Origin of the sequence: Acinetobacter sp. YH1901134 (assembly GCF_013416965.1) — a bacterium.
GTDB lineage: Bacteria > Pseudomonadota > Gammaproteobacteria > Pseudomonadales > Moraxellaceae > Acinetobacter > Acinetobacter amyesii.
On sequence record NZ_VPEW01000001.1, the window covers coordinates 21,952 to 47,977 of the forward strand.

Here is a 26,026-nt window from a genome sequence, read left to right on the forward strand (position 1 = left end):
GACATCAGGCATAAAATTATTTGTGCAATTAAGCGAGCCAAGGCCACCATTAGAACTCTATGATTGATTTCAAACCCTCCATCAATTTTTGGCATGATTTTAAAAGCAACCAAACTGCGGGGATGTGGTTATTTTTTGGGTCTCGTCGTTCTTTACAAATCGTTCGTCCATCGATTTTACAATTGGTGTTTTGGGGGATTTTAGGTGGTTGTGCCAACAGTTTATTTAGTTGGCTGAGCACGGGGCGTATTGGTGAATTTAACGCTCAAGGTCTTATAAGTTATGCATTGTGGCCATTTATTGCTTTAATTGTGGGGATTTTCCTATCACAACGTGTAAATAATCCACGGTTAATGTTGGTCCCTGCATTGCTTTGGTTGGTGCTTGATACGCACATCATGTTGTTTCAATGTTTGATTCAATATTTGGGAGATCTCGATTTTCTTCCATACTTTCTGTATGACTACATTCCAACGTTATTCATTATTCTATTTGTTTGGCAAAGTCTGGCTGTCGTTTGGGTGTTTTCACGTGAGCTGAAATGGCCATGGTGGGAGCGAGCACTGATTATGGGTGCGACGCTATTTACTTTGGTCGTGTGGCAAGTCTCAGTCAAAGATCAGCCGATTTGGAAAGTAGAAGAAGTTCCTCCAAGCTTTGCTGAAGATGCATTTTATGCACAAAGCCGTTTGCTCAATAAATCTTTAGACGCAGTGGAATATGGTGAATTTGCCCAATCCCATTGGTACTTCTTAGGGGTGGCAGGTGCGAGTTATCAAGATGTCTTTAAACTGGAAATTGAACGGATTAAAGAACAGTTTGATACACGTTTTGGCACCTATGGGCGTTCGGTTGAGCTTATCAATAACCCTGCAACGCGCACTGAAATTCCGCTGGCATCTAAAACCAGTATGGAGTTGGCGCTGCGTCGTATTGGTCAGCAGATGAACCGAGAAAGTGATGTCTTATTTTTATATATGACCTCACATGGTTTACCGAATGTCTTTGAAATGGAAAATGCACCTTTGGATTTGGCGCAAGTCGATCCTAAATGGTTAAAAGAAGCCTTGGATGCATCCGGAATTCGTTGGCGTGTGATTGTCATTTCTTCATGTTATTCAGGCAGTTTTATTCCAGCACTACAAAATGATAATACTTTAATCATTACAGCATCGGCAGCTGATCGACAGTCTTTTGGCTGTTCGAATGAAGCTGAATACACCTATTTTGGTCGTGCGTTCTTTGACCAGGCGATGCGTGAGCAGACCAGTATTCAAGCGGCATTTAATGAAACCAAAGCGACTGTAGCAAAATGGGAAGCAGCGCAAGGTTTCGAACCTTCTGAACCGCAGTGGTCGATGGGGAAAAATATGGCATTAATGTTGCCTCAATTAGAACAACGATTGTTCCCACCGACGACTACTGCACCGGCTACGACGGTTACGCCTTAAAAGATTAAAAAAGTTTAGGATAAAGATCATGGAATTAGTACAACGAAATACTTGTTTTGCGGGTGAGCAGCGCATTTATCAATTGGATTCTTCAAGTCTAAAGACCACGACAAAGTTTGGTATTTTTCTGCCAGAAGCAGCCTTGCAAGGCCAAGCGTGTTCTGCATTGTTTTATTTGGCTGGATTAACCTGTACTGAAGAAACCTTTGCCATTAAAGCGCATGCACAGCGTTTAGCTGCGCAGCTCGGCCTGATTTTAATTAGCCCTGATACTTCTCCACGTGGGGAACAGGTAGCACAAGGTGATCATTGGGATATTGGGCAAGGCGCAGGTTTTTATATTAATGCAACGGAACAACCGTGGGCCGAGCATTATCAAATGGAACGTTTTATCACTGAAGAATTGTATTCGCTAGTACAGGCTGAATTTCTGGTACAAAAAGCTGCGATTGGCATATTCGGACATAGTATGGGCGGTCATGGTGCATTAACTTTAGCGTTGAAGCATCCGGACCTGTTTAAATCGGTTTCTGCTTTTGCACCGATTTGTGCGCCGAGTCAGTGTCCATGGGGCGAAAAAGCTTTTAGTCAATATCTAGGTTCAGACCGTCAGCAGTGGCTTCAGCATGATGCAACAGCATTAGTTCAATCTAAAGGGGCTTTGTTTAAAGCCATTTTGATTGACCAAGGTATTGATGATCAATTTTATAGCCAGTTAAATCCGGCGTTGTTTCAGCAAGCGTGTGAGCAAGTTGGGCAGCCACTCGAACTGCGTGAACATGCAGGCTATGATCATGGTTATTATTTTATTCAAAGTTTTATGGACGATCATTTGAAATTTCACGCTGTCCAATTGCAAACAGTAGTTCATTAATCTAAAAGCCAGTGGTTAAAAATATTGAGGCATAACTTGCTTTAATATACGTATAAATAAAGCATGGTGATGAGCATTACCATGCAGATGAATAAATTCGACATACCAAAAAAAATAATTTAGGGTACTTATGCAAAATTCACAAATGGAAACGCCGCTTCCGCCAGAGCTGCCCGTAATGAATCCACCGAGTCTATTTGGTGAGACAGAACAGGCTGATGTCTTGGGACGAAATTATCATTTTAGGTTTAAAGGTAATGCGTCTGAATATTTCGGTATTTGGATTGTGAATATCTTACTGACGATTGTCACGCTTGGACTTTATGCGCCTTGGGCAAAGGTCCGCCGTTTACGTTATTTTTACGGTAATACTTGGGTATTTCAGCGTCGTTTTGATTTTACTGGTTTGCCTACAAAAATTTTAGTTGGACGAATCATTGCGTTAGTGGTCTATGGTGGTTTCTCTTTTGCTATAAAGTATTCTTGGGAAGCTTTCTTAGCGGGATTTGTCCTGATTTTCTTTGCGGTTCCTTGGCTTATTCGATCTACGATTCGTTTCCGTGCTCGCAACAGTAAATTTAGTAATAGCCGATTCTTTTTTTCAGGGACAAATAAAAGCGCGTATTGGTGCTTTGTTAAATGTCTTGCGGTGGTTGTCTTTACCCTTGGTTTGTTTACACCAGTTGCGGTCTGGCTATATAAACGTGAATGTCTGAATCATTTGTATCTGGGTCAGTTAAAATTTAATCTGAATAATACGTGGGGCGATTATATGCGTGCCATGTATGTGCCTTTATTTCTGTTTATGGGCTTTGGTGCATTGCTGGCAGTAATCTTTGCAATACTGTTTGGTAGTTCAGATGGTTTAAATGACGCATCTTATGTCTTCATTATTTTTGGTATGTATTTGATTGGCTATATGTTTATTTGGCCACTCACAGCTGCACGTATTTTTATTACCACTTGGAATAACACCACGTTGAGCCGCAGTCAGTTTCATACGGACTGTAATCAATGGCGCTATGCATGGATTGTCTTGAGTAATTGGTTGGCTAAAGTGATTAGCCTCGGTTTACTGACACCATGGGCAGTTGTACGACTATATAAATATCAGACTGAATCTTTACACTTAATGTTGGTCGATGATCCTGACCAATTACAAAATCAAATGCAGCAAGATCACAATGCGATTGCTGAAGAATTATCCGATATTTTTGACCTAGATATTTCCTTATAACGCAGGTGAATTACATGAAAACATCAGTAGTGAATGCAACCTATTATGATGGGAAAGTGTCAAAACCCTTTGTTGCTCAAATCAGCGCAGATGGGGAACATGCTGTGATTGTGCGTTATGGTCAAGACCTAGAACAAACACAGCATTACACCTATCAAGATATGACGCTGATCGGTGCTTTAGGTGATATTCAGCCAGTGATTGAGTTAAAGGACGATGCTCGTTTAGAGTTTCATCAACCTTTGCCAGAGTGGTTTAATCTCGATGTAAAGTCGCGTTGGCATTCGATTTGGAAATTAGAGCGTTCGCCCTCCTTAATCATTTTTAGTGTGATTTTCGTGGTGGCTTTTGCTTTTGTATTAATTAAATGGGGCATACCTGCGGCATCACATGTGGTGGCCAATCAACTGCCTGAGACAGCTTTAACGAGTTGGGGGGATCAGGCGGAAAAATATATTATCGATATAACTGAACCCACAAAATTACCACAAGCACGGCAAGATAAGTTGAAGCAAGAATATCAACAATTGGTGGCTGAAAATCGTCCTGCGAAGTTGTTATTCCGTGGTGGTGGCAGCATCGGTGCAAATGCATTGGCGATACCCAATAACACCATTATCGTGACAGATGAGTTGGTTAAATTAGCGAAAAATGATTATGAGCTCATAGGTGTACTTGCACATGAGCAGGGGCATTTAGTTCAACGCCATAGTTTGCAGCAAAGTTTGTCAGGTTTAGGCATCAGTATTATTTTGTTGATGATAACAGGAGATGGTTCAGATATTCTCACCAGTTTACCGGTAGCTGCGGTGGGTGCGAGCTACTCACGAGACTTTGAATCTGAAGCAGATTTATATGCCTTAAAACAACTTTCAAAACATCAAATACCAACTTCGCATTTTGCAAATTTCTTACAACGTATGGAAGATAAAGCTGATGCTGAAACAGCAAAAGAGAAAGATGCCAAAGATGGAACTGCCAAAAATCAGAGATCATGGACAGACTTCTTTGAGTCGCATCCAGCCACGAAAGCCCGTATTGATGCAGTCAGAAATTACCAATCACATCAGCATTGAGTGAAAGGCTTTGACAATATGGCGACGTAGACTATGGTTCACGTTGCCATGTTGCACTGAGTTCTTCTTGTCCCATGCGGATCAAATGATCTAAAACTACATGCTCCAATTGATCTAGATTTGCACTTAGATCTTGGGCTGAAATCACCACATCTAAAAATGCAGTTTGTGGTAAAAGACTGACTTCTGCAGACGGCAGTTGAATCTTGAATGCAGTATTTTCTCCAATGAGCTGTTCATTGACTTCAAATTTATGTTTCCAATGATTGACTAAGCGCTTAGCAACACGTGCTGCTTGAGCGGTGGTGATGTGTGTTGAACTTTTCATAGTTGCAATTTTATTGTTAAGTTGTCAGTCCTTTAACTTAGCAAAGTACATAGATGCCCGTTAAGTCTAAAAATGCAACGCTGTGTTTCTATTACTAAAATTTTTATCCATATTTATCCATAAACTTCTCCATCCCGGCTATCTCAATCATTGGCATCGAAAAAACGACTAAGGGTATGGGCAGCGAATAGGGGGACATTTTGCTATAATGCGTCAATCACTCCCTTTTCAAAGCTAGGTTTTTCATGTCCAAGCCATTCTTAATCGCACCTTCAATTTTGTCAGCAGACTTTGCGCGCTTAGGTGAAGAAGTTGAAAATGTTCTAGAAGCAGGTGCAGATGTTGTTCATTTTGATGTCATGGATAATCATTATGTGCCGAACTTAACTTTTGGTGCGGGCGTTTGTAAGGCATTGAAAAAATACGGCATTAAGGCGCCAATTGATGTGCATCTAATGGTTTCACCGGTAGACCGTATGATTGGTGATTTCTTGGAAGCTGGCGCAGATATCATCACTTTCCACCCAGAAGCGACTGACCACATTGACCGCTCTTTACAGTTAATCAAATCTGGCGGTGCGCAAGCGGGCTTGGTGTTTAACCCTGCGACACCTTTGCATTATTTAGACTATGTTTTAGATAAAGTTGACCAAGTCTTGTTGATGAGTGTGAACCCTGGTTTTGGCGGTCAAAAGTTCATTCCAATGACTTTGGAAAAGCTGCGTCAAGCACGAAAAATTATTGATGCTTCAGGCCGTGATATTCGCTTAGAAGTGGATGGTGGTGTTACTCCAGCCAATATCCGTGACATTGCTGAAGCTGGTGCAGATATGTTCGTTGCAGGTTCAGCGATTTTTGGTAAGCCTGATTATAAAGCTGTGATTGATGACATGCGTTCTGAGTTGGCAAAAGTGCATGCTCAAGAGGCTTAAGCCTTTGGGTATAAGTTACTCCTTGATTGTGGATAACTATATGGATAACCGTATGGATATCTGTGTAGATAACTATATGGATAACTTGGATAAATTATAAACGATTGTGCATCAATGGTTTAATAATTAGACGTATTAAGTATAAAAAGGACTCAATTGAGTCCTTTTTTTATGGGGAAAAGTGTTTGAAATACTGTATGTTTATTAATCTATGGTAAATAATTAATCAGTTTAAAAAATAACTTTTATGTTTTAACTGGACGATATGCACTGTTTTTTATGACAGCGCAATAAATTTAAAACTGTTGTGAATAACTGCACAATTAATTATGCTGTTAGCAACTATTGAGATACGCTGTGACTGGCAAAACACATCATAGATCGCACTAGATAGTGCTTTTAGATATTTCTGAATGTATCGTTCATGATGGATAAATCGGTCGAGTTGCATGTCATGTTGATACAAATGTCATGTGATTGCATTTGAATCGTAAATAATATCATCATGGTGTTTCATGCGGATTTCGGCTGAACTGATCGCGTGATGTTTCTAAAGATGTATTAATAGGCACATGTTGTCACAGTGCATCATTGGGTTGAATTAGGATACTAAATTGTTCAATTTTTTGCGTAAGCATCTTGGCTTTGCTTGGCTCATGGCGTTTGTCATGGGGTGGAGCAGTGTGGTCAGTGCTCAGCAAAATTTTCAACATCAACAAATGATGAACGCAAATGCCCATCAGGCATCAGTTCGTGCAGCACATGCTGATCCTTCGCATTTAAATATGACAAATTGCCATCAAAATCAGCGGCAAGCTGCTCCTGAGCATGCAGCACATCATGGCAAGCAGACGACACCTGAAGTCATTTCAATGATGGATTGTCATCAATCTTTAGATGCGACATCTGCACTGCAAGATGGTCAAGCGCATCATTCAACGACACAAAGTGCAGACTGTCAGGACTGTACACTCGCACATTGCCAAATCAGTACCTCTTATGTCGATAGCGCCTTGGTCGCATTGCAGACCTTCCATGTGCATCACTATGCAGAACCCCCTCGTTTCATTTTTGCTGGACAGCATTTAAAAGGCTTTTGGCAAGAAATTCTAAGACCTCCGCAAGCTTAACCTGAGTATTAAATACGTTTTTTCGTTATTTTATAAAGGTTAAGTCATGTCTAATTTATTTAAATCAGGCCTCGTGCTCGGGGTATGTCTGCTGTCTCCAACGTGGGCATTTGCAGCCATTAAAGAATATCATCTGAATATTGATGAAAAGACCATCAATTTGACAGGTAAAGCGGTCAAAAAAATCAGTGTCAATGGTCAGTTTCCAGCGCCTTTACTGGAGTTTGAAGAAGGCGATGATGCGGTCATCCATGTACATAATCAGCTCAAAAAACAAAATACCTCGGTGCATTGGCATGGTCTATTGCTGCCCGGTTTAATGGATGGTGTACCCGGTTTTAATGGTTTCAATGAAATTCAGCCCGACGGTAGCTTTACTTACAAATTTAAAGTCCGTCAAAGCGGAACCTATTGGTATCACGCGCATTCCAAAGGTCAAGAACAAGACGGATTGTATGGCGCTTTAGTGATTTATCCGAAAGGTAAACAATCACTTGCCGCACATGAACAGACACAACGTGATTATGTGGTCATGCTATCGGATTTTCATGAATCATCTAGCGCTCAGATTATGGCAAATCTGAAAAAGTCTGCCGAATACTATCAAAATCAGCGTGAAACAGTTTCAGATGTATGGACGCAAATTCAACGAACAGGTTTAAAAAACACTTGGAAAGATCGTTCGATGTGGAATCAGATGCGTATGCTGAAAACGGATTTGTCTGATGTCACGGGTTATACGTTTTTAGTAAACGGCAAAACACCACAGCAGAACTGGACGGGGATGTTTAAGCCCAATGAAAAAGTCAGACTTCGTTTTGTAAATGCTGCGGCCATGTCGTTTTTTGATGTGCGCATTCCTCAGCTCAAAATGACGGTGGTCAGTGCAGACGGCCAAGCGGTAAAACCGGTCAATGTCGATGAATTCCGAATTGGTGCTGCGGAAACCTACGATGTGATCGTAGAGCCTAAATCTGCGCACTATCAGATAGAGGCTGAGTCGATCGATCGGACAGGATTTGCGATAGGTACTTTACATGATGAAACGCAGCCTCAGCACTCAGGCATTCACATGCCAAAAGCTCGGCCACGCGCTTTGCTGACCATGGAAGATATGGGCCATGGTTCAATGTCGGATATGGACCATAGCAACATGGGACATACGACTACAGGTTCAACCCAAACTTCAGCAATCCAGCAAGCGAATGCTCATGAGCACAGCGCGCATACTGTCAATCCGTCAAATATTCAGCCGAAACAAGTTCATGATCATGCAGCTATGGGACATGACATGGACCATTCTCCAGTGACTGCGCATACTACTATGCAGCATCCAGATATGCATAAACAGAATATGTCTGATTCAGCGCATGCCAATATGGATCATAGTGTGATGGATCATTCATCTATGAACCACTCCTCAATAGATTCATCTATGAAACATGATATGCATACAGCGATGGAGCATGCACAGTCTAAAGGAGAGATGCGGGCAGTTGAAAATTCAGCAACGGTTATGGGTTGGGCCAATGCTTCAACACCTGTCGGTGATAAGGCACTGCAATATAGTGATTTAAAAGCGTTAACCCCGCAGCCTGATACACGTGAACCGACGCAAGACTTGGTCATTCATTTGGGTGGAACGATGGAACGCTATATGTGGACCATGAATGGCAAAAAATTCAGTGAAGCTGAACCACTAAAGGTGAAATATGGTGAGCGAATTCGACTGAAATTTGTCAATGACAGCATGATGGCGCATCCGATGCATTTACATGGCATGTTCATGCAATTGGAAAATGGGCAAGTGTCTTCTGAAATGCCAAATAAACATACTGTGATTGTGCCGCCGGGGAAAACTATCACGGCTCTGTTAACGGCCAATGAATTAGGGGAATGGGCGATTCATTGTCACTTGCTGTATCACATGTCTGCAGGGATGATGAATAAACTTGTGGTCGCAAATGTCGCAGAGAATACGAAAACGACATCTGTACCGCAAAAGGAGGTGTCTCATGCGCATCATTAAACCATGCACATATACGGTTCTAAGTTTAGCTTTGGCATCGGTCACTCAAATGACCATGGCGCAAGATGCACATCACAGCATGTCGATGTTAACTCAACATGAGTCGCATTCCTCACATGATTCGTCGCATCAAGAGATGCAAACAGAGATTAAATCGAGCCAGATGGTGCATACTGCAGAACACGCAGAACACGCAGAACACGCAGAACATGCAGAACATGCAAAAGCATCATCTATTGCGTCACGTGCTGATTCTGCGCAGCATCCTGTTGATCATAAGCGTGAACATGGTGGACAGATTTATCAAGCGACCAAGATCGACAATCGATGGCTCAATAATGCCGATGGCAGTGGAAGTTTAAAGACCGAAATTGAGAGTCGAATCGGGACCGATAAAAATGAGCTCTTTATCAAACTACATGCCGATAAAGCAGAATCTCAAGACGCTGATTATGCGGCTCAAGTGATGTATAGCCGTATGATCTCAGACTTTTGGGATGCGCAAATTGGTGCGCGTTATCGGGTCGATGAACATCAAGTGACGGAAAAAGAACAGTTAGATGCTGTGGTGGGTTTGCATGGTCTGGCACCTTATTTCTTTGAAACCGATGCTTATTTATATCTTGGTGCAGATAAACAGGTCAGTTTTTCTTTAGAAACCGAACGTGATTTGCTGCTGACGCAAAAACTAATTTTAAAACCGTATCTAAACCTAGATGTAGTGCTGAGTGATGACTCCGCCTATGCACAAAAAACAGGACTCAGTTCTGTATGGCTAGGGCTAGAAACACGCTATGAAATCAATAAAAAGTTAATGCCATTTATCGATGTTGCTTACAGCTACGAAAAAGGAAATCAGCATACGGCATGGCAAGCTGAAACTGGAAGTGAAAAACACTGGTGGTATGGCGCAGGCTTTCGTCTGAAGTTCTAATAGAAAAATAGACCAAATAAAGAGGTCATCATCAACAGGTTTTGGTGATGCCTTTTTTTTATGTCTGAATCTATCCTTTGAACAGACATGCCATGTTTTGGCACAATTCATCTGTGCAAGTTTTTCATTAACTGAATAACGCCCTGAATTTGGTCAAAAAATGTAAAGACTGCACTAAAATTCAGCATATTTGCTATACTGAGAAAATATTCGGAGGAACGACCTCCCTTACATCTTTGTTCAAAGCCAGTAAGAAAAATCGTCAGGACGACCTGACTCTACTAATATGGAGGAAGGCATCATGGCCTGGGTTGTTCTAGTATTCGCTGGTATTTTTGAAATCGTTTGGGCCTATTCGATGAAGCTCTCAGAAGGCTTTACAAAACTTGGCCCAAGTTTAGTCACTTTATTTTTTATGATCCTGAGCTTTGGTTTATTGGCCTATGCCATGAAAACGTTGCCTCTAGGAACGGCTTATACCATTTGGACAGGAATCGGCGCGATTGGCTCTTTCCTCGTGGGTATTTTTATACTCGGTGAGCCTGCAACTGCCATGCGGATGTTAGCCGCAGTACTGATCATTTCTGGTCTAATCTTGATGAAATTATCTTCAAGTTAATATGTTCTAAAGCACAGAGGTAAAAGCCTTTTGTGCTTTTTTTATGGGTAAAAATATGGCTTGGGTTTTATTAATTGTAGCGGGATTGCTTGAGGTAGTCTGGGCATATTGTATGAAAGTCTCTGAAGGCTTTAGCAAACTGACGCCAAGTATTTTGACCATTGTTTTCATGATCGCAAGTTTTGCTTTATTGTCTTATGCAATGAAATCCTTACCGCTGGGTACAGCCTATACCGTGTGGACAGGCATTGGTGCAGTGGGATCATTTATCCTCGGCATCGTTGTATTGGGTGAGCCTGCCAATGCCATGCGTATGCTAGCTGCGGTCCTGATTATTTCAGGACTAGTCTTGATGAAATTATCGTCCTCCTGAATAATGAAGTGCTGCGATTTTGAGCTTGGAGTATGTTATGCAACTTTCTTATCAGTTTTTAGATTCACCCGTTGGACAATTAAAACTTGTTGCACATGAAACCGCATTGGTGGCTGTTCTTTGGGAAAATGAAAACCCTAATCGTGTGCGATTGGCGGCTTTGGTTGAAGATCTGCAACACCCGATTTTGCTCAAAACCGCACAGCAATTAAATGAATATTTTGCAGGTAAAAGACAGCAATTTGACTTGCCGCTAGACTTTGAAGGCACCGCATTTCAGCAACAAGTTTGGCAAGCTTTACTGACGATTCCTTTTGGAGAAACTCGCAGCTATAAACAAATTGCAGAGCAGATCGGCAATGTCAAAGCCGTACGTGCTGTCGGTGCAGCCAATGGTAAAAATCCAATTTCAATTATTGCACCCTGTCATCGTGTCGTGGGCGCAAATGGAAAATTAGTGGGTTTTGCGGGTGGTCTAGAAAATAAAGAAATATTGTTAAAAATTGAGAAATTACAATAAAATAGAAAATATACTTATTTAAAATAATGAATCAAATTAATGAATATTTATCAAATCTTTGCACCCTTCATTTCGACGTTGTGGTGGCTAATTACATTGTTACTGATTGTGGGGGCAATCAAAGCATTTAAACCTTATTTAAAGGGGAAAATGGGGGGGTGCTGTCGCCGTTCATGTCAAACTTTATTTGAAAGACCATTATATATTGTTAAATGATTTGACCTTACCAGATGGCGAAGGAGCTACAACTCAAATTGATCATCTTCTTTTAAGCCCATTTGGTGTGTTTGTGATTGAAACTAAAAACTATAAGGGCTGGATTTTTGGGAGCGAGAGACAAAAACAATGGACGCAAAAGATTTATAAAAAAAGTTTTAAATTTCAAAATCCAATTCACCAAAATTATAAACATATGAAAGTGTTAGAATAGGTGTTGAGCGATATTGTGGATAAAGACAATATGCATTCTGTGATTGTTTTTATGCCTGAAGCAGTGTTTAAAACAGAGATGCCGTCGAATGTATTTCGGGGTACAGCTTGGGTGGACTATGTTCAAACCTTTCAGCAACTCGTGGTCTCTGAAATGAAACTTAAACGAATACAATTGCGTTTAGAAAAAGAAATTGTAGAAAAACCGTGGAAAACAAATCGACAGCACGTTGAAGATTTAAATCAACGGCATAATTCATAAACTTCCTGTATGCTGTGGATTGTGAACAATATCTGAATGATAAAAATAGACGGACAATAACAATGAACGACACGCTTCAACATCTTTATGAATCGACTTTAGATCATCCTGAGCAATACCAAGACTTTTATCAGCAACTTTTAGCCAGCCAAGTATATTGTTTGGGTGAGCGTGATACAGAGCAGCATTTACATTTTCAATTGATGGAAACGGAGCAAGGCGAGCAAGCCATTCCATTTTTTCTGAGTCTTGCGATGCTTCAACAGGATGTTGGTGCAGATGCAGAGTTTGTCATGATCAGTGCTGAAAAATTATTTGCGATTACCAAAGGCGCAAGCTTGGTGATGAACCCGACTTCGGAACATCCTAAAGAGTTCTTGGCAGATGAGATCGACGCAATTTTAGAGTTTGCCAAACAACAAAGCCTTTGAACACTGTAGGTATAATCAAAGGCTCTGCGGCTACGCTTAGATAGGTGTTTTCACACTTTTTCGTTTTCATATTGGGCGATGTGCTTTAAAACTTACATACCGGCTTTGAGTTTTTGCACGATTTCATCAAGTGGTTTGACACGTTTTACTTCATCCCAAAGGAGTTTGGCTTCTGGATAGTGCTTCGACATCATGCCGAGCCATTGTTTATAACGACCGACCATATTCATTTCTTTTTTATACGAGCCATTTAAGAAACGAATTTGTAATCCAAGTAGTTCATGCCATGTAATTAGCGGTTCATCGGTATTACGACGGATACACTGTGTAATGTCAGGAGTGGTCACCGCAGCACGACCAATCATTAGGTCTTCACAACCGGATTCGAGTTGGCACTGTTTGGCATCGGCATTATTCCAAATTTCACCGTTGGCAATCACATTGATTTTCAATGCTTCACGAATGGGTTGCAACTGATCCCAAAAGGCAGGCGGGGTATAACCATCGGCTTTAGTCCGCGCATGGACTGTAACCCATGCAGCTCCGGCATCTTCGATGGCATGCGCATTTTCCATAGTGAAGTTACGGTCCATATAGCCCAAACGCATTTTTGCCGATACAGGAATATGACTCGGAACAGCATCACGCACAGCTTTGACTAACTCATACACCACTTCAGGTTCATCTAGCAGAACTGAACCACCACGGTGGCGGTTGACGGTTTTTGCAGGACAACCAAAGTTCATATCAATCGCAGGGGCACCAAGTTCTACCGCGCGTACAGCATTTGCCGCGAGCATAGTGGGATTGTTACCTAAGAACTGCACATGAACCGGTGTTCCTGCTGCAGTTTTGCCTTCATTGTTTAGTTCAGGACAATAGCTATGATAAATATGATCGGGCAGGACAGAGTCCGTGACACGGATAAACTCGGTTACACACCAGTCAAAACTCCCCACATGCGTCAACACATCTCGCATAATTGGGTCGGTTAAGCCTTCCATCGGCGCAAGAACAAGTTTCACGGTCACACAGCCAAAAATTGAAAAACGGAGTTATACGTGGTTTTGAAAGGGATGTCTAGGTTTTGTGCTTATGGTGACGCGGAATACGAAATGACAAGATTTTATGTAACTATTTGGTGAAATTAGGACCAAAGTCGTAAAGTATTGACTGACATAAAACTTTAACAATAAAATGAGTAAATACATATGGATAGTAATAATAAGAAGATGGCTTATACTGTTGTTTTTTAATGGAATCAACAACATATACTGTGCTTGAATCTTTTAAGATTTCATGTATGATGGCTGCAACTAGAAAAAAAGTATTGTTTCGTAAATTTTCTTTAAGTATCGCAGTGTTAGTCATAATCCTTCGTTTTTTACAGAAATGAAGTTCAATTCTTTATTATTTTCCAAGTTATAGTCAGTCATCATCCAATGGCTAAATCAACAAATTAATAGGTATTATTATGTCTAATACAGTTACTGGTACAGTTAAATGGTTCAACGAAACTAAAGGTTTCGGTTTTATTGCACAAGACAACGGTCCTGACGTTTTTGCTCACTTCAGCGAAATCACTGGTTCTGGCTTCAAAACTTTGCAAGAAGGCCAAAAGGTTTCTTTCAGCATCGCTCAAGGTCAAAAAGGCCCAAATGCTGTAAACATCGTTGCTCTATAATTTAGACGTAATGAAAAAAAAGCGCTGTATAGCGCTTTTTTTATGCCTGTTATTTCTGTGTGAATAATCAAGCTATAAAAAAGAGAGCTTTAGCTCCCTTCTTGATAAAATATTAAATCGTTTCATCGTCGACTTAGCGGCCCAAAACCATTTCTAAAATAAACTTAGATCCAATAAAGCCAACTGCCAAGAGACAAAAACCAATAATGGTAAAGCGAATAGCTTTTTGACCACGCCAGCCAAATCGATAGTGTCCAATAAGCAAAGCTCCATAGACGAACCATGAAATGATGCTAAAGGCAGTTTTATGCGCCAAATGCTGTGCAAAGAAGTTATCGATGGTGAAGAAACCAAACCCAAGTGCCACGGTCAGTAGTGCAAATCCAGCAATCAATAAATCAAATAGCAAAGATTCCATGGCTTGGAAGGATGGAAGTAGGCTCACCCATACACGCTTTTTCTGCTTGTTTTTTAGTTCACGGTCTTGTAAACGCAAAATAACCGCTTGAATTGTTGCCATCAGCAGGACGGCATATGCGGAAAGTGACAAAATAATATGGATGTCTAAACCCAGTGAATGTTGTTCTATAAATTGATTTTGTCGACTAAATGCAAAGCCCAAAATCAATCCCGTCGCTGCCACAGGAATGCCCAATAGGTTCATCGCAAGCACAGGCCGATAGGTACTAAATAATACACTGAGTAATAGCATGAGACCTGAAGTAAAAGACATCAGGTTGAACACGTCATAGTTCACACCCATAAGCGTCAACATGTCGTTATATAAAACACCTGCATGCAATAACATGCCTAAACCAAGTACAACACCAATAAACCAATGGTTCGGCGCACGTTTAGACATTAAATGGCTGAATAAATACCAAAAAGACGTGGTATAAGCGATTAATGCTAGGATCGTGTAAACCAAGGGGAGACTGATCATGTCAAACCTTTTTCAGGATGTTGAATATTCATTTATATAAATTCTGCAAGAACTAAAGTATCCTATAGCATTCTATGCATAAATTTTCTATTTTAAGAAACAATTTTTTGCTCATGGCTATTTTAAGCGGATTTTGCAATGTTTGATACCTTAACAGAACGACTCACGCAGAGTTTAAGAAATGTTACTGGCTCAGGGCAGCTAACCGAAGACAATATTAAAGATACGTTACGCGAAGTACGTATGGCACTTCTTGAAGCCGATGTTGCGTTACCTGTAACTCGTGAATTCATCGCGAAAGTTAAGGAAGAAGCATTGGGCCAAGAAGTGATGACTCAGTTATCACCGGGGCAGGCTTTCGTCAAAATCGTTCATGACGAATTGACCAAAATGATGGGTGAGGCGAATGAAAGCCTAGACCTAGCGGCAAAACCACCAGTTGTAGTTCTTCTTGCAGGTTTGCAAGGTGCGGGTAAAACTACTACTGCGGCAAAACTTGCACGTTTCTTACAAGAACGTCAAAAGAAAAAAGTAGCAATGGTGTCTGCCGACGTTTATCGTCCAGCAGCGATTAAACAGCTACAAACAGTTGCAGGTGAAGTTGGCGCGATTTTCTTTGAATCAAGCGCAGACGAAAAACCGATTACCATCGCAAATCGTGCGATTGAGCAAGCAAAAATTCAATTTGCTGATGTCTTGATTGTCGATACAGCAGGTCGTTTACATGTAGACGACGAAATGATGGATGAAATTAAAGAGCTACATGCAGCAATTAAGCCAACTGAAACATTGTTCGTGGTTGATGCCATGACCGGTCAGGATGCGGCGAATACTGCAAAAGCCTTTAACGATGCTTTGCCTTTAACCGGTGTGATCCTAACGAAAACGGATGGTGACGCCCGTGGTGGTGCGGCACTTTCTGTTCGTGCCATTACTGGCAAGCCAATTAAATTCTTGGGTATGGGTGAAAAACTCGATGCCCTAGAGCCATTCCATCCTGAACGTATCGCACAGCGTATTTTGGGTATGGGTGACGTACTTTCTTTGGTCGAAGAAGTTGAACGTAAAATCGACAAAGAAAAAGCCGAAAAAATGGCGAAAAAACTGCAAAAAGGCGGTAGCTTCAACTTTGAAGATATGCTTATGCAGTTTGAACAAATGAACAAAATGGGCGGCATGATGGGCTTCTTGGATAAACTTCCAGGCATGAGCAACTCAGGGATTCAAGATGCAATTGCACAAGCAAATCCTGAAAAGCAAGTGAAGAAAATGGAAGCGATTATTCAATCGATGACCATTAAAGAACGTCGTAACCCAGACTTGATGAATCCAAGCCGTAAAAAACGTATTGCAGCAGGCTGTGGTATGGATGTTGCGGAAGTGAACAAACTCATCAAACAACATGCGCAAATGGCGAAAATGATGAAGAAATTTGCCAACCCAACGGGTATGGCAAAAATGATGAAATCATTGGGCAATATGCAAAAACAATTTGGCGGCGGTGGCATGGGTCCATTGTTCGGCAGTAAAGATCCGAAGTAATTTGGACTTAAAAAAGGCGCATTTAGCGCCTTTTTTTATGGCTGCAATTTGACGAGACTGTGCGCTTAAGCAAAGTGATTGAGTGCATTTGATAGAAAGTACTAGAGCAATTTGGCTATATGATCCGATATATACCGAACTGAGCTACATCATTACAAAAACATGCGAAATTGACATTGAGACCGTGTAGATGACAGGTCTAAAACAGAGGTGAAAGTTTGCCTAACTGCAAATTGAAAGCTTTACCCAAAATAAGAATCAAATAATGAATACACCTTATACGCCAGAGAGCCAAAACATCTATCTGATTCATGCTCATCAGGCTTCCCCTAATGAGTATTAGTTTCCTTATTGAGACAAAAGCAGCAAGGGGTAGGACATTATTCTTGGCGCATTGATATGGCAAATGCAGTACAACCAGATTTTGACGATTGTTAGAAGTTTATTTCCCTGCAAATACCTAAGCTCGATGAAAATAAAATTATTATTGCGCACAGTTTGGGTTGTCTGACAGCGCTGCATTGTTTGACAGCGCATTTCAGCCAGCGGTAAGGCAAGATTTAAGCGGACATTTTTATTTCTGGATTTGTGTATTCCTTTAATTTTTTTCTGAATTAGGCAGCTTTATTTTAAAATGCAAATTGAACCGTCATATGCTGCATCAGCATTTGCCATTGGCCGTGCGCATGCTGTCCAGTGATGATCCTTTTGTTCCGCCACCGTTCACGCTGAAGTTATCAATAGTGATCCAAAGGTAGAACACTGAAGGGAAAATACAGGACTTTTATGGCTTCATAATGTTTCCAGAATTGCTGGATATTTTGAATCAGCTCATGAAAGTGTTCTAGCAAATAGTCAAGTTTTGCAAAAATTCACAATTGTTTACCCTCAATCTCTAATTTTTATTTCAGACTGAATTCAAAAAGAGGAATGGAGTATGAAATGGCGCAAGTAATTGTGGTGCATGGCTATACCGCGAGCCCTGAAGAGAATTGGTTTCCGTGGATCGCGCAAAAGGCAAAAAAAGCGGGCGTCAGCCTAAAGGTGCTTCGGCTTGATCCATCCGAAACACCGGTCTTAAATGTGTGGATGAAGCAAATGGATGCGCAGATTGACGCATTAAATGAAAACTCTATATTAATTGCCCATAGTTTGGGATGTATCGCTGCACTGCATTATCTGTCGCAAAAACTGCAGCATCAGAACATAAAAGCTCTTGTGCTTGCGGCCGGTTTTAATGGCCGCTTGGGACGTCTAGAGCAGGTGAATCCTTTTATAGATGCGGCTAAAATAGATTTTGACTTGCTAAAACAGCAGGTTGAGCATCGGGTAGTGATCTATTCAAAAGGCGATGAGCGAGTGCAACCCGAATTCAGCTTGGCTCAGGCAAAAAGCCTAGATGCACAGGTGATTGAAGCGCGTCATCAGGGGCATTTTATTGACTCTGAAGGCTGTACCGAATTGCCCGAAGTCTGGGATGCTGTGGAGCCGTATTTGATCCGGGCTTAATCTACGGTTGTTGGCCAATATAGCTTTGTAGGCCTTTTAAAAGCAGATCATTATGGACTTCAGGCGTAAAGCGCTGCAGGTATTTGGCAAATAGCGCAGCATCGCCCCCAGTTAAAATTAAGCGACTGGGATATTTATCAAGCACCTTTTCAATGGTGCTGACCAAACTGAGCAATATGCCATGATGAACAGCGTCGATGGTATTTTTACCAGGAGACAGCTCGTCAAAGATGGCATCTGGAATTTTAATGCCTTTGGTGTTTTGGATGAGCGAATCACGTTGCAAATATAAATTTGGCAAAATATAGCCACCTAAATGTTGTAATCCATCCGTTAAGTCAATGGTGAGTGCTGTTCCACAGCTAATCACACAGTATTTTTGTGTAGGGTCTTTGACCACAGCCAGCATTTGCAGCCAACGGTCGATCCCGAATTTACTGGTATCTTCGTAGGCACAGCGCAAGCCCGCATATTCGGCATGAACTTTGGCAATGGTGACAGGAACGGCTAAAAATTTAAGAATTTTTTGAATCCGATCATTATTTTTCTTGTCGAGTACCGAGGAAATCCCGACCTGATCTAAATCCAAACTTTTAAAGTGCTGGATTAAACCGAGTAGGAGTTCGGCAGGCGACTGTAAATGCAGTTCCGCAGCATGTTCTATGATTTGATCGTGTTCAGTAATCCAGTATTTCAGCCGAGTATTACCGACATCGAGCCATAATTTTTTCATCAGTAGGCCTTTGCAATCCTGTTTATGATTGATCTGCTAAACGTAAGCGACCTTGGAAATGATTTTCTAAGCGCTGCGAAGTTTGGATGTTGATCGAACCATCATTTTCAATACCGAGAAAGAGACCTTGGCTTTTGCCTTGTAGGTGTTCAAGCTCAACAGGCTGTTGCATAAATGCAGCATAATGGTTGAATCTTGCAGCGAGGTTATAGCAGTTATGATCGAACCATTCACCTGCAAGTTGAATCGCTGCATAGAGTTCAGCGATTAACTGTAAACGGTTTGGCGAATGAAGTCCGAGTTCATATAACGACGTTGCGCGTTGCTCAATTCCTGTGGATGGAATCGGAAATAAGTTCATGCCCACGCCGACAATCGCTTGATGTGGCGAAATTGGTTCAATCAAAATCCCGCCCCATTTGCCTTGTGGGCTATATAGGTCATTGGGCCATTTCACTTGTAATGCGAGATTTTGCAAACTAGGCATTTGTAAGATATTTAAGGCTATTTCGAGTGCAAGCCGCCCATCTATAGCTGTCTGTAAATTCAGCAATGTGCTTAAATAGATATTACCAACGGGTGAGACCCATTGATGATCGCGTTGCCCACGCCCCTGAGTTTGCTCTTCACTGCATACCAAAACATGTTGAATGCCTTTTTTGGCAATCTCACGGACATCGTCATTGGTCGATGTTGTTATGGGCTTCAGTAATAAAACTTCAGGCGGTTGAGGTACTGTGCTCAGCAATTGCTGTAAGTGTCTGGTCTCTAAATCCATTTGAATCTGAGAGTTGTGGAATAATATTGATGGAGTTAATCATATATTTACTGATTGGTGCAATCGCTGGTTTTGCTGCGGGGCTATTTGGTGTTGGCGGTGGCCTGATTATTGTACCGATTTTATTCATCGTCTTTACCCAACTTCAGTATGATCCCAGTGTGATTATGCACATGGCGGTGGGCACATCTTTAGCCACGATTATTGTCACCTCACTTAGCTCGGTTTCGGCGCATCATAAAAAAGGTGCCGTGCTGTGGAATGTCTTTCGGAATTTGGCACCGGGTTTGGTGATCGGTTCATTTCTCGGTGCAGGCATTGCAGATTATTTATCAGGGCAGGGTTTGCAACTGTTAATTGGCTTTTTTGCGGTCTGGGTGGCCTTTAAAATGTTTCGCGGTGCAGCGACACCAGTCGATCCGAATAAACATTTACCCTCACAAGCCATGCAAATGGCAGCAGGGGGTGGTATTGGGATTGCCTCTGCGATCTTCGGTATTGGTGGTGGCAGCTTAACCGTCCCATATTTGAATAAAAATGGCGTCATTATGCAAAAAGCGGTCGCAACGTCTGCTGCATGTGGTTTACCGATTGCGATTGCTGGGGCCCTCGGCTTTATGTGGTTTGGTCATCAAGCCGATATCGTGGTTCCCAATACTATTGGTTATATCCATATTTATGCATTTATCGGGATTAGTGTAATGAGCTTTATCACTGCGAAATTGGGTGCGAAAGTGGCTCATATGTTGTCGCCATTTATGCTAAAGCGTTGTTTTGCATGCTTATTAACAACAGTTGGTTGCTATTTTATTTATCAAGGTGTGCAAGCCTTTGGCGCTTGATTGTCCGTTTTGACTGACAAAATTGGCTTTGTTGACACAAGATTGTCAGACAATGTCATGTTCAATTAGGTTGCTTATCGTTTCTAATGCAAATAGATTGAGTGTAAATCTGAACATTGCATCTTATAAAAAAAAGATAGGAACAGTATGCAACAACAAGAAGCGGACAGTTTGTCAGAACAAATTGCCAAACACATCGGTGAACAAATCATTCGCGGTGAGTTGGTCGAAGGCGAGCGTATTCAGGAACTCAGAATTGCGGCCGAATTGGATGTGAGCCGTGGCTCTGTTCGTGAAGCTTTATTGATTTTAGAACGGACCCAGCTCATTGAAATCTACCCGCGACGTGGCGCCTTAGTCTCTGAAATGTCGGCTTTACAAGTGCGCTCATTATTTGATATTGCAGCATTATTGTTGGGCCAAATTGTGCATCGTATGGCGGAAACGTGGCGCAGCCATGAAGCTGAGCGTATTCAGTTATTACTTGAACAATTAGACGTGGAAACTCGCCAAGGCAATACTGAAAAGTTTTATGATCTGATTTTTCAGGGCATGGCTCGTCAGCATGAAATGGTGGGAAATACCTACCTGATGCGTTATTACCAAGAATTGTTGCCATCACTCAGACGTAGTTATTTTCTGACACTGAATATTTCACGACGTGAAATACAAGAATCTTTTGATTTGTTTAAATTAGTGACTGATGCAGTTTTAATCAGAAAATCACATCAAGCCACTTTATTTATGGAAGATTTTTGTCGACACTTACGCAACCTTGTGTTGGAATCACTAACACGGATGAAACAAATCGAATTAGCGTGGGCGAGACGTTCACGCCGCTGATCAGGACATTATGCGTTTAAGCAGTTTAAAACTTTCCGGCTTCAAATCTTTTGCCGATAGCACAACTCTAAAATTTGAAGGCAACCGTAGTGCGGTTGTTGGACCGAACGGCTGTGGTAAATCCAATGTGATTGATGCCATTCGTTGGGTTATGGGGGAGTCCAGTGCCCGTCAATTGCGTGGTGGCACCATGCAAGATGTTATTTTTACCGGAACGGCAAAGCGTAAACCAGTCGGGATGGCGAGTGTTGAACTGCGTTTTGATAATACCTATGGCAAGCTAGGTGGCGCTTATAATGCCTATACTGAACTAGCAGTTCGTCGTCAGGTCAATCGTGATGGTAAATCCGAATATTTCCTCAATGGCACCAAATGCCGCCGTCGTGATATTACCGATATTTTCTTAGGTACCGGTTTAGGTCCACGTTCGTATGCGATTATTGAACAGGGCATGATCAACCGTTTGGTCGATGCCAAACCTGAAGAAATGCGTGTGTATATTGAAGAAGCCGCTGGGGTTTCTCGCTATCAAGCTCGTCGTCGTGAAACTTTACAGCATCTAGAACACACCACTCAAAACTTAGAACGTCTCGAAGACATTGCATCAGAACTGAAATCTCAGCTGAAAACCTTAAAACGCCAGTCTGAAACGGCGGTGCAATACAAAGAATTAGAAACCCAAATTCGTACCATTAAGATCGAAGTGTTGTCTTTCCAATGTGAACAAAGCACGCGTTTACAGCAAGAATACACGCTTCAGATGAATGAGCTCGGGGAAACCTTCAAACTGGTTCGTTCTGAGCTGAATACTCTAGAGCATGACTTATCTTCCACCAGTGCTTTATTTCAACGGCTTATTCAACAGTCCACGCCATTACAAAGCGAATGGCAACAGGCGGAAAAGAAACTGTCTGAGTTGAAAATGACGCTGGAGCAAAAGCAGAGTTTATTTGCACAAAATTCGGCAAGTTTGGTGGAGCTTGAAAAGCAAAAAGCGCAAACCAAAGAACGTTTACAGCTATTAGAGTTACAACTGGAAACGCTGCAAGAACAACAAGATGGATTTGTTGAACAATTACAGCGTCAAGAAAGCAGTAGTCAGGAACAGACCCAGCAGTTAGCCGATTTGAAAGCTCAGCATCAACAAGCGGTTCAACAATTTGAACAATGCCGTGGGCAAGTTGAAAAGCAGCAACAGCAAAAGCTACAGATGCTGGCGCAGAGTGAACAATTGACCAAAAATATTGGTCGTATTGAGCAACAACGTGAGACTCTGCAACAGCAACGAGGTCAAATTCAGCATCAGGCGCAGCAAGATGAGTTGGAGCAGTATCAGCAAGATAAGCAACAGCTCGAACAACAAATTACGCAACAAGAGCAGGTGATTGCCGAAACGCAGACACAGCTTGCAGCTGCACAAGAACAGCAGGCACAGCATAAAAATATGGTGCTGCAGCTAAAGTCAGAAATACAGGTGTTGTTGTCAGAGCAAAAAAACCTAAATCAATTGATGATTAAAGCCAGTCCAAAGCAGCAAAGCCAGCGTCAACATTTAATGCAGCAGTTGCAGTTGAGCACACAAGGTAAACAGCATGCACAACTGGTCGAAAAATTTTTGTCTAAATGGCTGAGTGCCCAAGTCTTAGGACACAGTGATAATTTTCAAGACAGTATTGCACGTCAGGTCAAAGGCAATCACCACACCGCAGTACAAATCGTTGGATTAGACGCTTTGGCGACGTGGATTGAAGCCCCTCAACTTTCGATCTGGCAGCAGGTCGCGATTGCTGAAACATTGACGGTGGCATTGAGCCATCAGGCTAAACTGGCCGCAGGTCAGTCAATACTCACGCTCGATGGTTATCATGTCGGTGCAGATTGGGTGATTGGTCTAGATTATGATGAGGACAGCCAAGCAGGGCAAGGTGCATTGAGCCACCGTATTCGCTTAGATGAATTGAATGAATTACTTGCAGAGCAGCAGCCAAAGCTAACGCAACTAGAAGGCCAATTGCCTGAGTTGCAAAATGCCGTACAAGCTTTACAGCAAAGTCTGCAACAGCAACACAGCCAATTAAAAACTTGGCAAAAAGACATTCAAAATACTGATGTTGCCATTGCGAAGGTACAAAGTTCCAATCAGGCTTTTGCTTTACAAAAGCAGCAGTTAGAAGATCAATTGCAGCAACTTGAAGCACAGCTTGAAGAAGATGCCATGCAAAAAGACGATTTGGAAATTGATCTGCATGCGCTGACAATGAAGCTTGAGCAAGCCTTGCCCAATTATAAGACCTTGCAATTCCAAGTTGAGGAATTGAGTCTAGCGCTGGAAAGTGCTCAACAATTGGCATTACACAGTCAGCAAGAATTGGAAATCGTGCGTCGTCAGTCTGTACAGACGAAACAACAGATTGAATTATTAGAAAAAGACACGGTCTTTTTGAAAGCGCAAACTCAGCAAATTATTGGACAGATGGAGCAGGCAAAGAAATTTGTCGATCCGGTACAGTTAGAATTGCCTGCGCTTGAGTCCCAGTATTCTGAACAGGCCCAAGTCACTGAACGTTTACAAAAAACCTGGAATGACTGGCAGCTTGAACTCAATAATGTTCAGAGCAAACAACAGACATTGACGGAACAACGCCATTCACATCAACAGCAAGATGAAAAATTGCGTATGCAATTGGAAGAAAAGCGTCTGGCTTGGCAATCCGCGCAGTCTGATTTACAGCATTATTCTGAACAGCTGAAAGAAATGAACAGCGAAATGCTGACGGGCTTAAGCATTGATGTGGTATCCCATCAGCAAAAACTAGAAAAAGCACAGCAGCAGTTTGATAAATTGGGTGCAGTCAACTTGGCTGCGGCAGAAGAATATACTGAAGTTTCTAAACGCTTTGATGATTTAAGCCACCAAATTGATGACTTGCAAAAGACCGTTGAACAACTGCAAGCTGCGATGAAAAGCATTGATCAGGAAACGCGGAAGCTGTTTATGACCACTTTTGATAAGGTCAATACAGAACTTCAAGCGTTGTTTCCGAAAGTATTTAATGGTGGTGAAGCAAGTTTAAGCCTTGAAGATGGTTGGCAATCGGGTGTAAAACTGATGGCACGACCACCGGGTAAACGAAATAGCTCTTTGGCATTATTGTCAGGTGGTGAAAAGGCACTGACCGCATTGGCTTTGGTTTTTGCGATTTTCCGCCTAAATCCTGCACCATTTTGCGTTTTAGACGAAGTCGATGCACCTTTAGACGATGCAAATGTAGGAAGATTTTGTAATCTTGTAAAAGAGCTTTCAGAACAAGTGCAATTTATCTACATTACACACAATAAACTGGCTATGACAATGGCAACTGACTTACTTGGTGTGACCATGCCAGAACCAGGAACTTCAAAATTAGTGACTGTGAATATAGAGCAAGCCAAAGAATACGGTTTAGCTGCGGAGGCATAACATGGAAATCACCACTATAGCTGGGATTGTAATCGCTGTAATTATCATGGTTGTGGGTATTCGAATGATGTTTCGTAAACCTGCAGATGCAGCGCCATCACTTGACACCGAATTACATATTAATCCTGATAGTCAGCAACCTGTTATTCCGCGCCATGTACGAAATCAGTTAAATACATCTGAAACCACGCCACGTGTAGAGCCGACTTTGGCTGAGAAAAAAGTTACAGCGGTTGAAGCTGTTCAAGCAAATGTAACGCCAGAAGCAACGGCAACGGAACAAGCAGAGCAGAGTGTTGAGGCTACGGCAAAGACTGAGACGACAACGACAGATCCCGTTTCAGTTGAAAACGCTCAAACTGCAACAGAAGACAGTACATTGTCTACAGAAGCAACTGAATCTACAACTGTTGCATCTGTAGCCGCCGATGCCAATGACGCAGCGACTGCTGCGACACACGTTCAGGCTGACGCTGTTCCTGCGGAAAAAGCGCCAGAGTTTAGTGTAAATAGCGCAATTGAAAAAGCTGAAATCAGCGATTTTGATGAAGAAAGCAGTATTTTGGATGCTCATTTACATGAACAAAAAATTGTTGATGAAGAAAGTGCTTTAGCAACTGCGGAAACTTATATCGCCTTAAATGTTTTCCCAGATAGCCGTGCATTGTCAGGTGAAAAAGCATTAAAAGTTTTACTCAAATATGGCCTGCGTTTTGGCGAAATGGCCTGTTTCCATCGCTATGATGAAGAAGGTACAAAGTTATTATTCTCTGTATTGCAAATGAATAATGATGGCGCTGCGCAAGGTTTTGATCTTGAAACTTTATCGACTGAAGAAGTAAAAGGTTTGGCTTTCTTCTTGGCGCTGCCACACAGCGATGTACAAAATGCCTTTGATACCATGGATAGCATTTCACGTCTAATTGCCCGTGAAATTGACGGTACTGTGTATGATCAAAATAACCAAGAATTTACACCGCAGATGCGTGAACATTGGCGTCATCAAGCCATTGATTATCGTCAAGGTCAAGCTATCGAAGTCTAAGCGTCTTTGATTGAAACTCACC

General features: G+C 41.8%; 25 protein-coding genes and 1 pseudogene. 21 read left to right on the forward strand and 5 right to left on the reverse strand.

The window, feature by feature from the left end:
• Positions 1-59 precede the first annotated feature (59 nt).
• From FTV50_RS00105 to FTV50_RS00120, 4 genes are all read left to right on the forward strand, one after another.
• A complete protein-coding gene (locus tag FTV50_RS00105; RefSeq protein ID WP_180021433.1) occupies positions 60-1,451 on the forward strand; it encodes a C13 family peptidase in 1,392 nt (463 codons plus the stop codon).
• A gap of 28 nt (positions 1,452-1,479) precedes the next feature.
• Complete coding sequence (gene fghA / locus FTV50_RS00110; protein ID WP_180023101.1) at positions 1,480-2,325, forward strand: S-formylglutathione hydrolase; 846 nt, start codon at positions 1,480-1,482, stop codon at positions 2,323-2,325.
• A gap of 130 nt (positions 2,326-2,455) precedes the next feature.
• Positions 2,456-3,562 carry a YjgN family protein gene (locus FTV50_RS00115; protein WP_180023102.1) on the forward strand — a complete coding sequence of 369 codons (1,107 nt, stop codon included), beginning with the start codon at positions 2,456-2,458 and terminating at the stop codon, positions 3,560-3,562.
• Positions 3,563-3,576: 14 nt separating this feature from the next.
• The gene (locus tag FTV50_RS00120; protein WP_180023103.1) at positions 3,577-4,638 is read left to right on the forward strand and encodes a M48 family metallopeptidase; all 1,062 of its coding nucleotides are present in this window, start codon (positions 3,577-3,579) and stop codon (positions 4,636-4,638) included.
• Positions 4,639-4,669: 31 nt separating this feature from the next.
• Here the strand turns inward: FTV50_RS00120 and FTV50_RS00125 are convergent, their stop codons facing one another.
• Complete coding sequence (locus FTV50_RS00125) at positions 4,670-4,966, reverse strand: DUF2218 domain-containing protein (RefSeq protein ID WP_180023104.1); 297 nt, start codon at positions 4,964-4,966, stop codon at positions 4,670-4,672.
• A 245-nt stretch (positions 4,967-5,211) separates the two neighbouring features.
• Between FTV50_RS00125 and rpe the strand changes: the two genes are divergently transcribed.
• The 9 genes and pseudogenes from rpe (at position 5,212) to FTV50_RS00170 (ending at position 12,625) form a co-directional block, all read left to right on the forward strand.
• Entirely contained in the window at positions 5,212-5,898 is a 687-nt protein-coding gene (gene rpe, locus FTV50_RS00130; protein WP_078192356.1) for a ribulose-phosphate 3-epimerase, read from the forward strand.
• 614 nt (positions 5,899-6,512) lie between these two features.
• The gene (locus tag FTV50_RS00135) at positions 6,513-7,028 is read left to right on the forward strand and encodes a hypothetical protein (RefSeq protein WP_180023105.1); all 516 of its coding nucleotides are present in this window, start codon (positions 6,513-6,515) and stop codon (positions 7,026-7,028) included.
• 46 nt (positions 7,029-7,074) lie between these two features.
• Complete coding sequence (locus FTV50_RS00140; RefSeq protein WP_180023106.1) at positions 7,075-9,057, forward strand: multicopper oxidase domain-containing protein; 1,983 nt, start codon at positions 7,075-7,077, stop codon at positions 9,055-9,057.
• Positions 9,044-9,991 (forward strand): copper resistance protein B, encoded by a 948-nt coding sequence (locus tag FTV50_RS00145; RefSeq protein ID WP_180023107.1) that lies wholly within the window; start codon positions 9,044-9,046, stop codon positions 9,989-9,991. Before FTV50_RS00140 ends, FTV50_RS00145 begins: the two co-directional genes overlap by 14 nt.
• Before the next feature lie 301 nt (positions 9,992-10,292).
• A complete protein-coding gene (locus FTV50_RS00150; protein WP_078191168.1) occupies positions 10,293-10,610 on the forward strand; it encodes a multidrug efflux SMR transporter in 318 nt (105 codons plus the stop codon).
• Positions 10,611-10,665: 55 nt separating this feature from the next.
• Positions 10,666-10,983, forward strand: coding sequence for a quaternary ammonium compound efflux SMR transporter SugE (sugE, locus tag FTV50_RS00155; protein WP_078191206.1), 318 nt, complete (start codon positions 10,666-10,668; stop codon positions 10,981-10,983).
• A 37-nt stretch (positions 10,984-11,020) separates the two neighbouring features.
• Entirely contained in the window at positions 11,021-11,503 is a 483-nt protein-coding gene (locus FTV50_RS00160) for a methylated-DNA--[protein]-cysteine S-methyltransferase (protein WP_168378519.1), read from the forward strand.
• Between the two features lie 39 nt (positions 11,504-11,542).
• A pseudogene (locus FTV50_RS00165) lies at positions 11,543-12,194 on the forward strand (nuclease-related domain-containing protein).
• A 62-nt stretch (positions 12,195-12,256) separates the two neighbouring features.
• Entirely contained in the window at positions 12,257-12,625 is a 369-nt protein-coding gene (locus FTV50_RS00170; protein ID WP_180023108.1) for an SseB family protein, read from the forward strand.
• 92 nt (positions 12,626-12,717) lie between these two features.
• Here the strand turns inward: FTV50_RS00170 and FTV50_RS00175 are convergent, their stop codons facing one another.
• The gene (locus FTV50_RS00175) at positions 12,718-13,650 is read right to left on the reverse strand and encodes a tRNA-dihydrouridine synthase (RefSeq protein ID WP_180023109.1); all 933 of its coding nucleotides are present in this window, start codon (positions 13,648-13,650) and stop codon (positions 12,718-12,720) included.
• 449 nt (positions 13,651-14,099) lie between these two features.
• Between FTV50_RS00175 and FTV50_RS00180 the strand changes: the two genes are divergently transcribed.
• Positions 14,100-14,309 carry a cold-shock protein gene (locus tag FTV50_RS00180; protein ID WP_067761877.1) on the forward strand — a complete coding sequence of 70 codons (210 nt, stop codon included), beginning with the start codon at positions 14,100-14,102 and terminating at the stop codon, positions 14,307-14,309.
• Positions 14,310-14,442: 133 nt separating this feature from the next.
• Here the strand turns inward: FTV50_RS00180 and FTV50_RS00185 are convergent, their stop codons facing one another.
• Positions 14,443-15,252: an inner membrane protein YpjD gene (locus FTV50_RS00185; protein WP_180023110.1), complete on the reverse strand. Its 810-nt coding sequence runs from the start codon at positions 15,250-15,252 to the stop codon at positions 14,443-14,445.
• A gap of 138 nt (positions 15,253-15,390) precedes the next feature.
• On the opposite strand from FTV50_RS00185, the gene ffh reads away from it, so the two are divergent.
• The 3 genes from ffh to FTV50_RS00200 all read left to right on the forward strand — a co-directional run bounded on the left by ffh (position 15,391) and on the right by FTV50_RS00200 (position 18,303).
• Positions 15,391-16,794 (forward strand): signal recognition particle protein, encoded by a 1,404-nt coding sequence (ffh, locus tag FTV50_RS00190; protein ID WP_078191163.1) that lies wholly within the window; start codon positions 15,391-15,393, stop codon positions 16,792-16,794.
• 456 nt (positions 16,795-17,250) lie between these two features.
• Complete coding sequence (locus tag FTV50_RS16825; RefSeq protein ID WP_373683662.1) at positions 17,251-17,346, forward strand: alpha/beta hydrolase; 96 nt, start codon at positions 17,251-17,253, stop codon at positions 17,344-17,346.
• Between the two features lie 390 nt (positions 17,347-17,736).
• Positions 17,737-18,303 carry an alpha/beta hydrolase gene (locus FTV50_RS00200; protein WP_111884791.1) on the forward strand — a complete coding sequence of 189 codons (567 nt, stop codon included), beginning with the start codon at positions 17,737-17,739 and terminating at the stop codon, positions 18,301-18,303.
• Between the two features lies 1 nt (position 18,304).
• On the opposite strand, the gene FTV50_RS00205 is transcribed toward FTV50_RS00200, so the two are convergent.
• Together FTV50_RS00205 and FTV50_RS00210 are read right to left on the reverse strand one after the other, a co-directional pair.
• On the reverse strand, positions 18,305-19,036 hold the full coding sequence (locus FTV50_RS00205) for a type III pantothenate kinase (RefSeq protein ID WP_111884792.1): 732 nt from the start codon (positions 19,034-19,036) through the stop codon (positions 18,305-18,307).
• Positions 19,037-19,058: 22 nt separating this feature from the next.
• A complete protein-coding gene (locus FTV50_RS00210) occupies positions 19,059-19,814 on the reverse strand; it encodes a biotin--[acetyl-CoA-carboxylase] ligase (RefSeq protein ID WP_180023111.1) in 756 nt (251 codons plus the stop codon).
• 29 nt (positions 19,815-19,843) lie between these two features.
• Here FTV50_RS00210 and FTV50_RS00215 point away from each other — a divergent pair, with 29 nt between their 5' ends.
• The 4 genes from FTV50_RS00215 to FTV50_RS00230 all read left to right on the forward strand — a co-directional run bounded on the left by FTV50_RS00215 (position 19,844) and on the right by FTV50_RS00230 (position 26,004).
• A complete protein-coding gene (locus FTV50_RS00215) occupies positions 19,844-20,656 on the forward strand; it encodes a sulfite exporter TauE/SafE family protein (RefSeq protein WP_180008514.1) in 813 nt (270 codons plus the stop codon).
• Positions 20,657-20,803: 147 nt separating this feature from the next.
• Positions 20,804-21,499 (forward strand): GntR family transcriptional regulator, encoded by a 696-nt coding sequence (locus FTV50_RS00220; protein WP_180021411.1) that lies wholly within the window; start codon positions 20,804-20,806, stop codon positions 21,497-21,499.
• A 10-nt stretch (positions 21,500-21,509) separates the two neighbouring features.
• The gene (gene smc, locus FTV50_RS00225; protein WP_180023112.1) at positions 21,510-24,959 is read left to right on the forward strand and encodes a chromosome segregation protein SMC; all 3,450 of its coding nucleotides are present in this window, start codon (positions 21,510-21,512) and stop codon (positions 24,957-24,959) included.
• A 1-nt stretch (position 24,960) separates the two neighbouring features.
• Positions 24,961-26,004 carry a cell division protein ZipA C-terminal FtsZ-binding domain-containing protein gene (locus FTV50_RS00230; protein WP_180023113.1) on the forward strand — a complete coding sequence of 348 codons (1,044 nt, stop codon included), beginning with the start codon at positions 24,961-24,963 and terminating at the stop codon, positions 26,002-26,004.
• Positions 26,005-26,026: the final 22 nt, after the last annotated feature.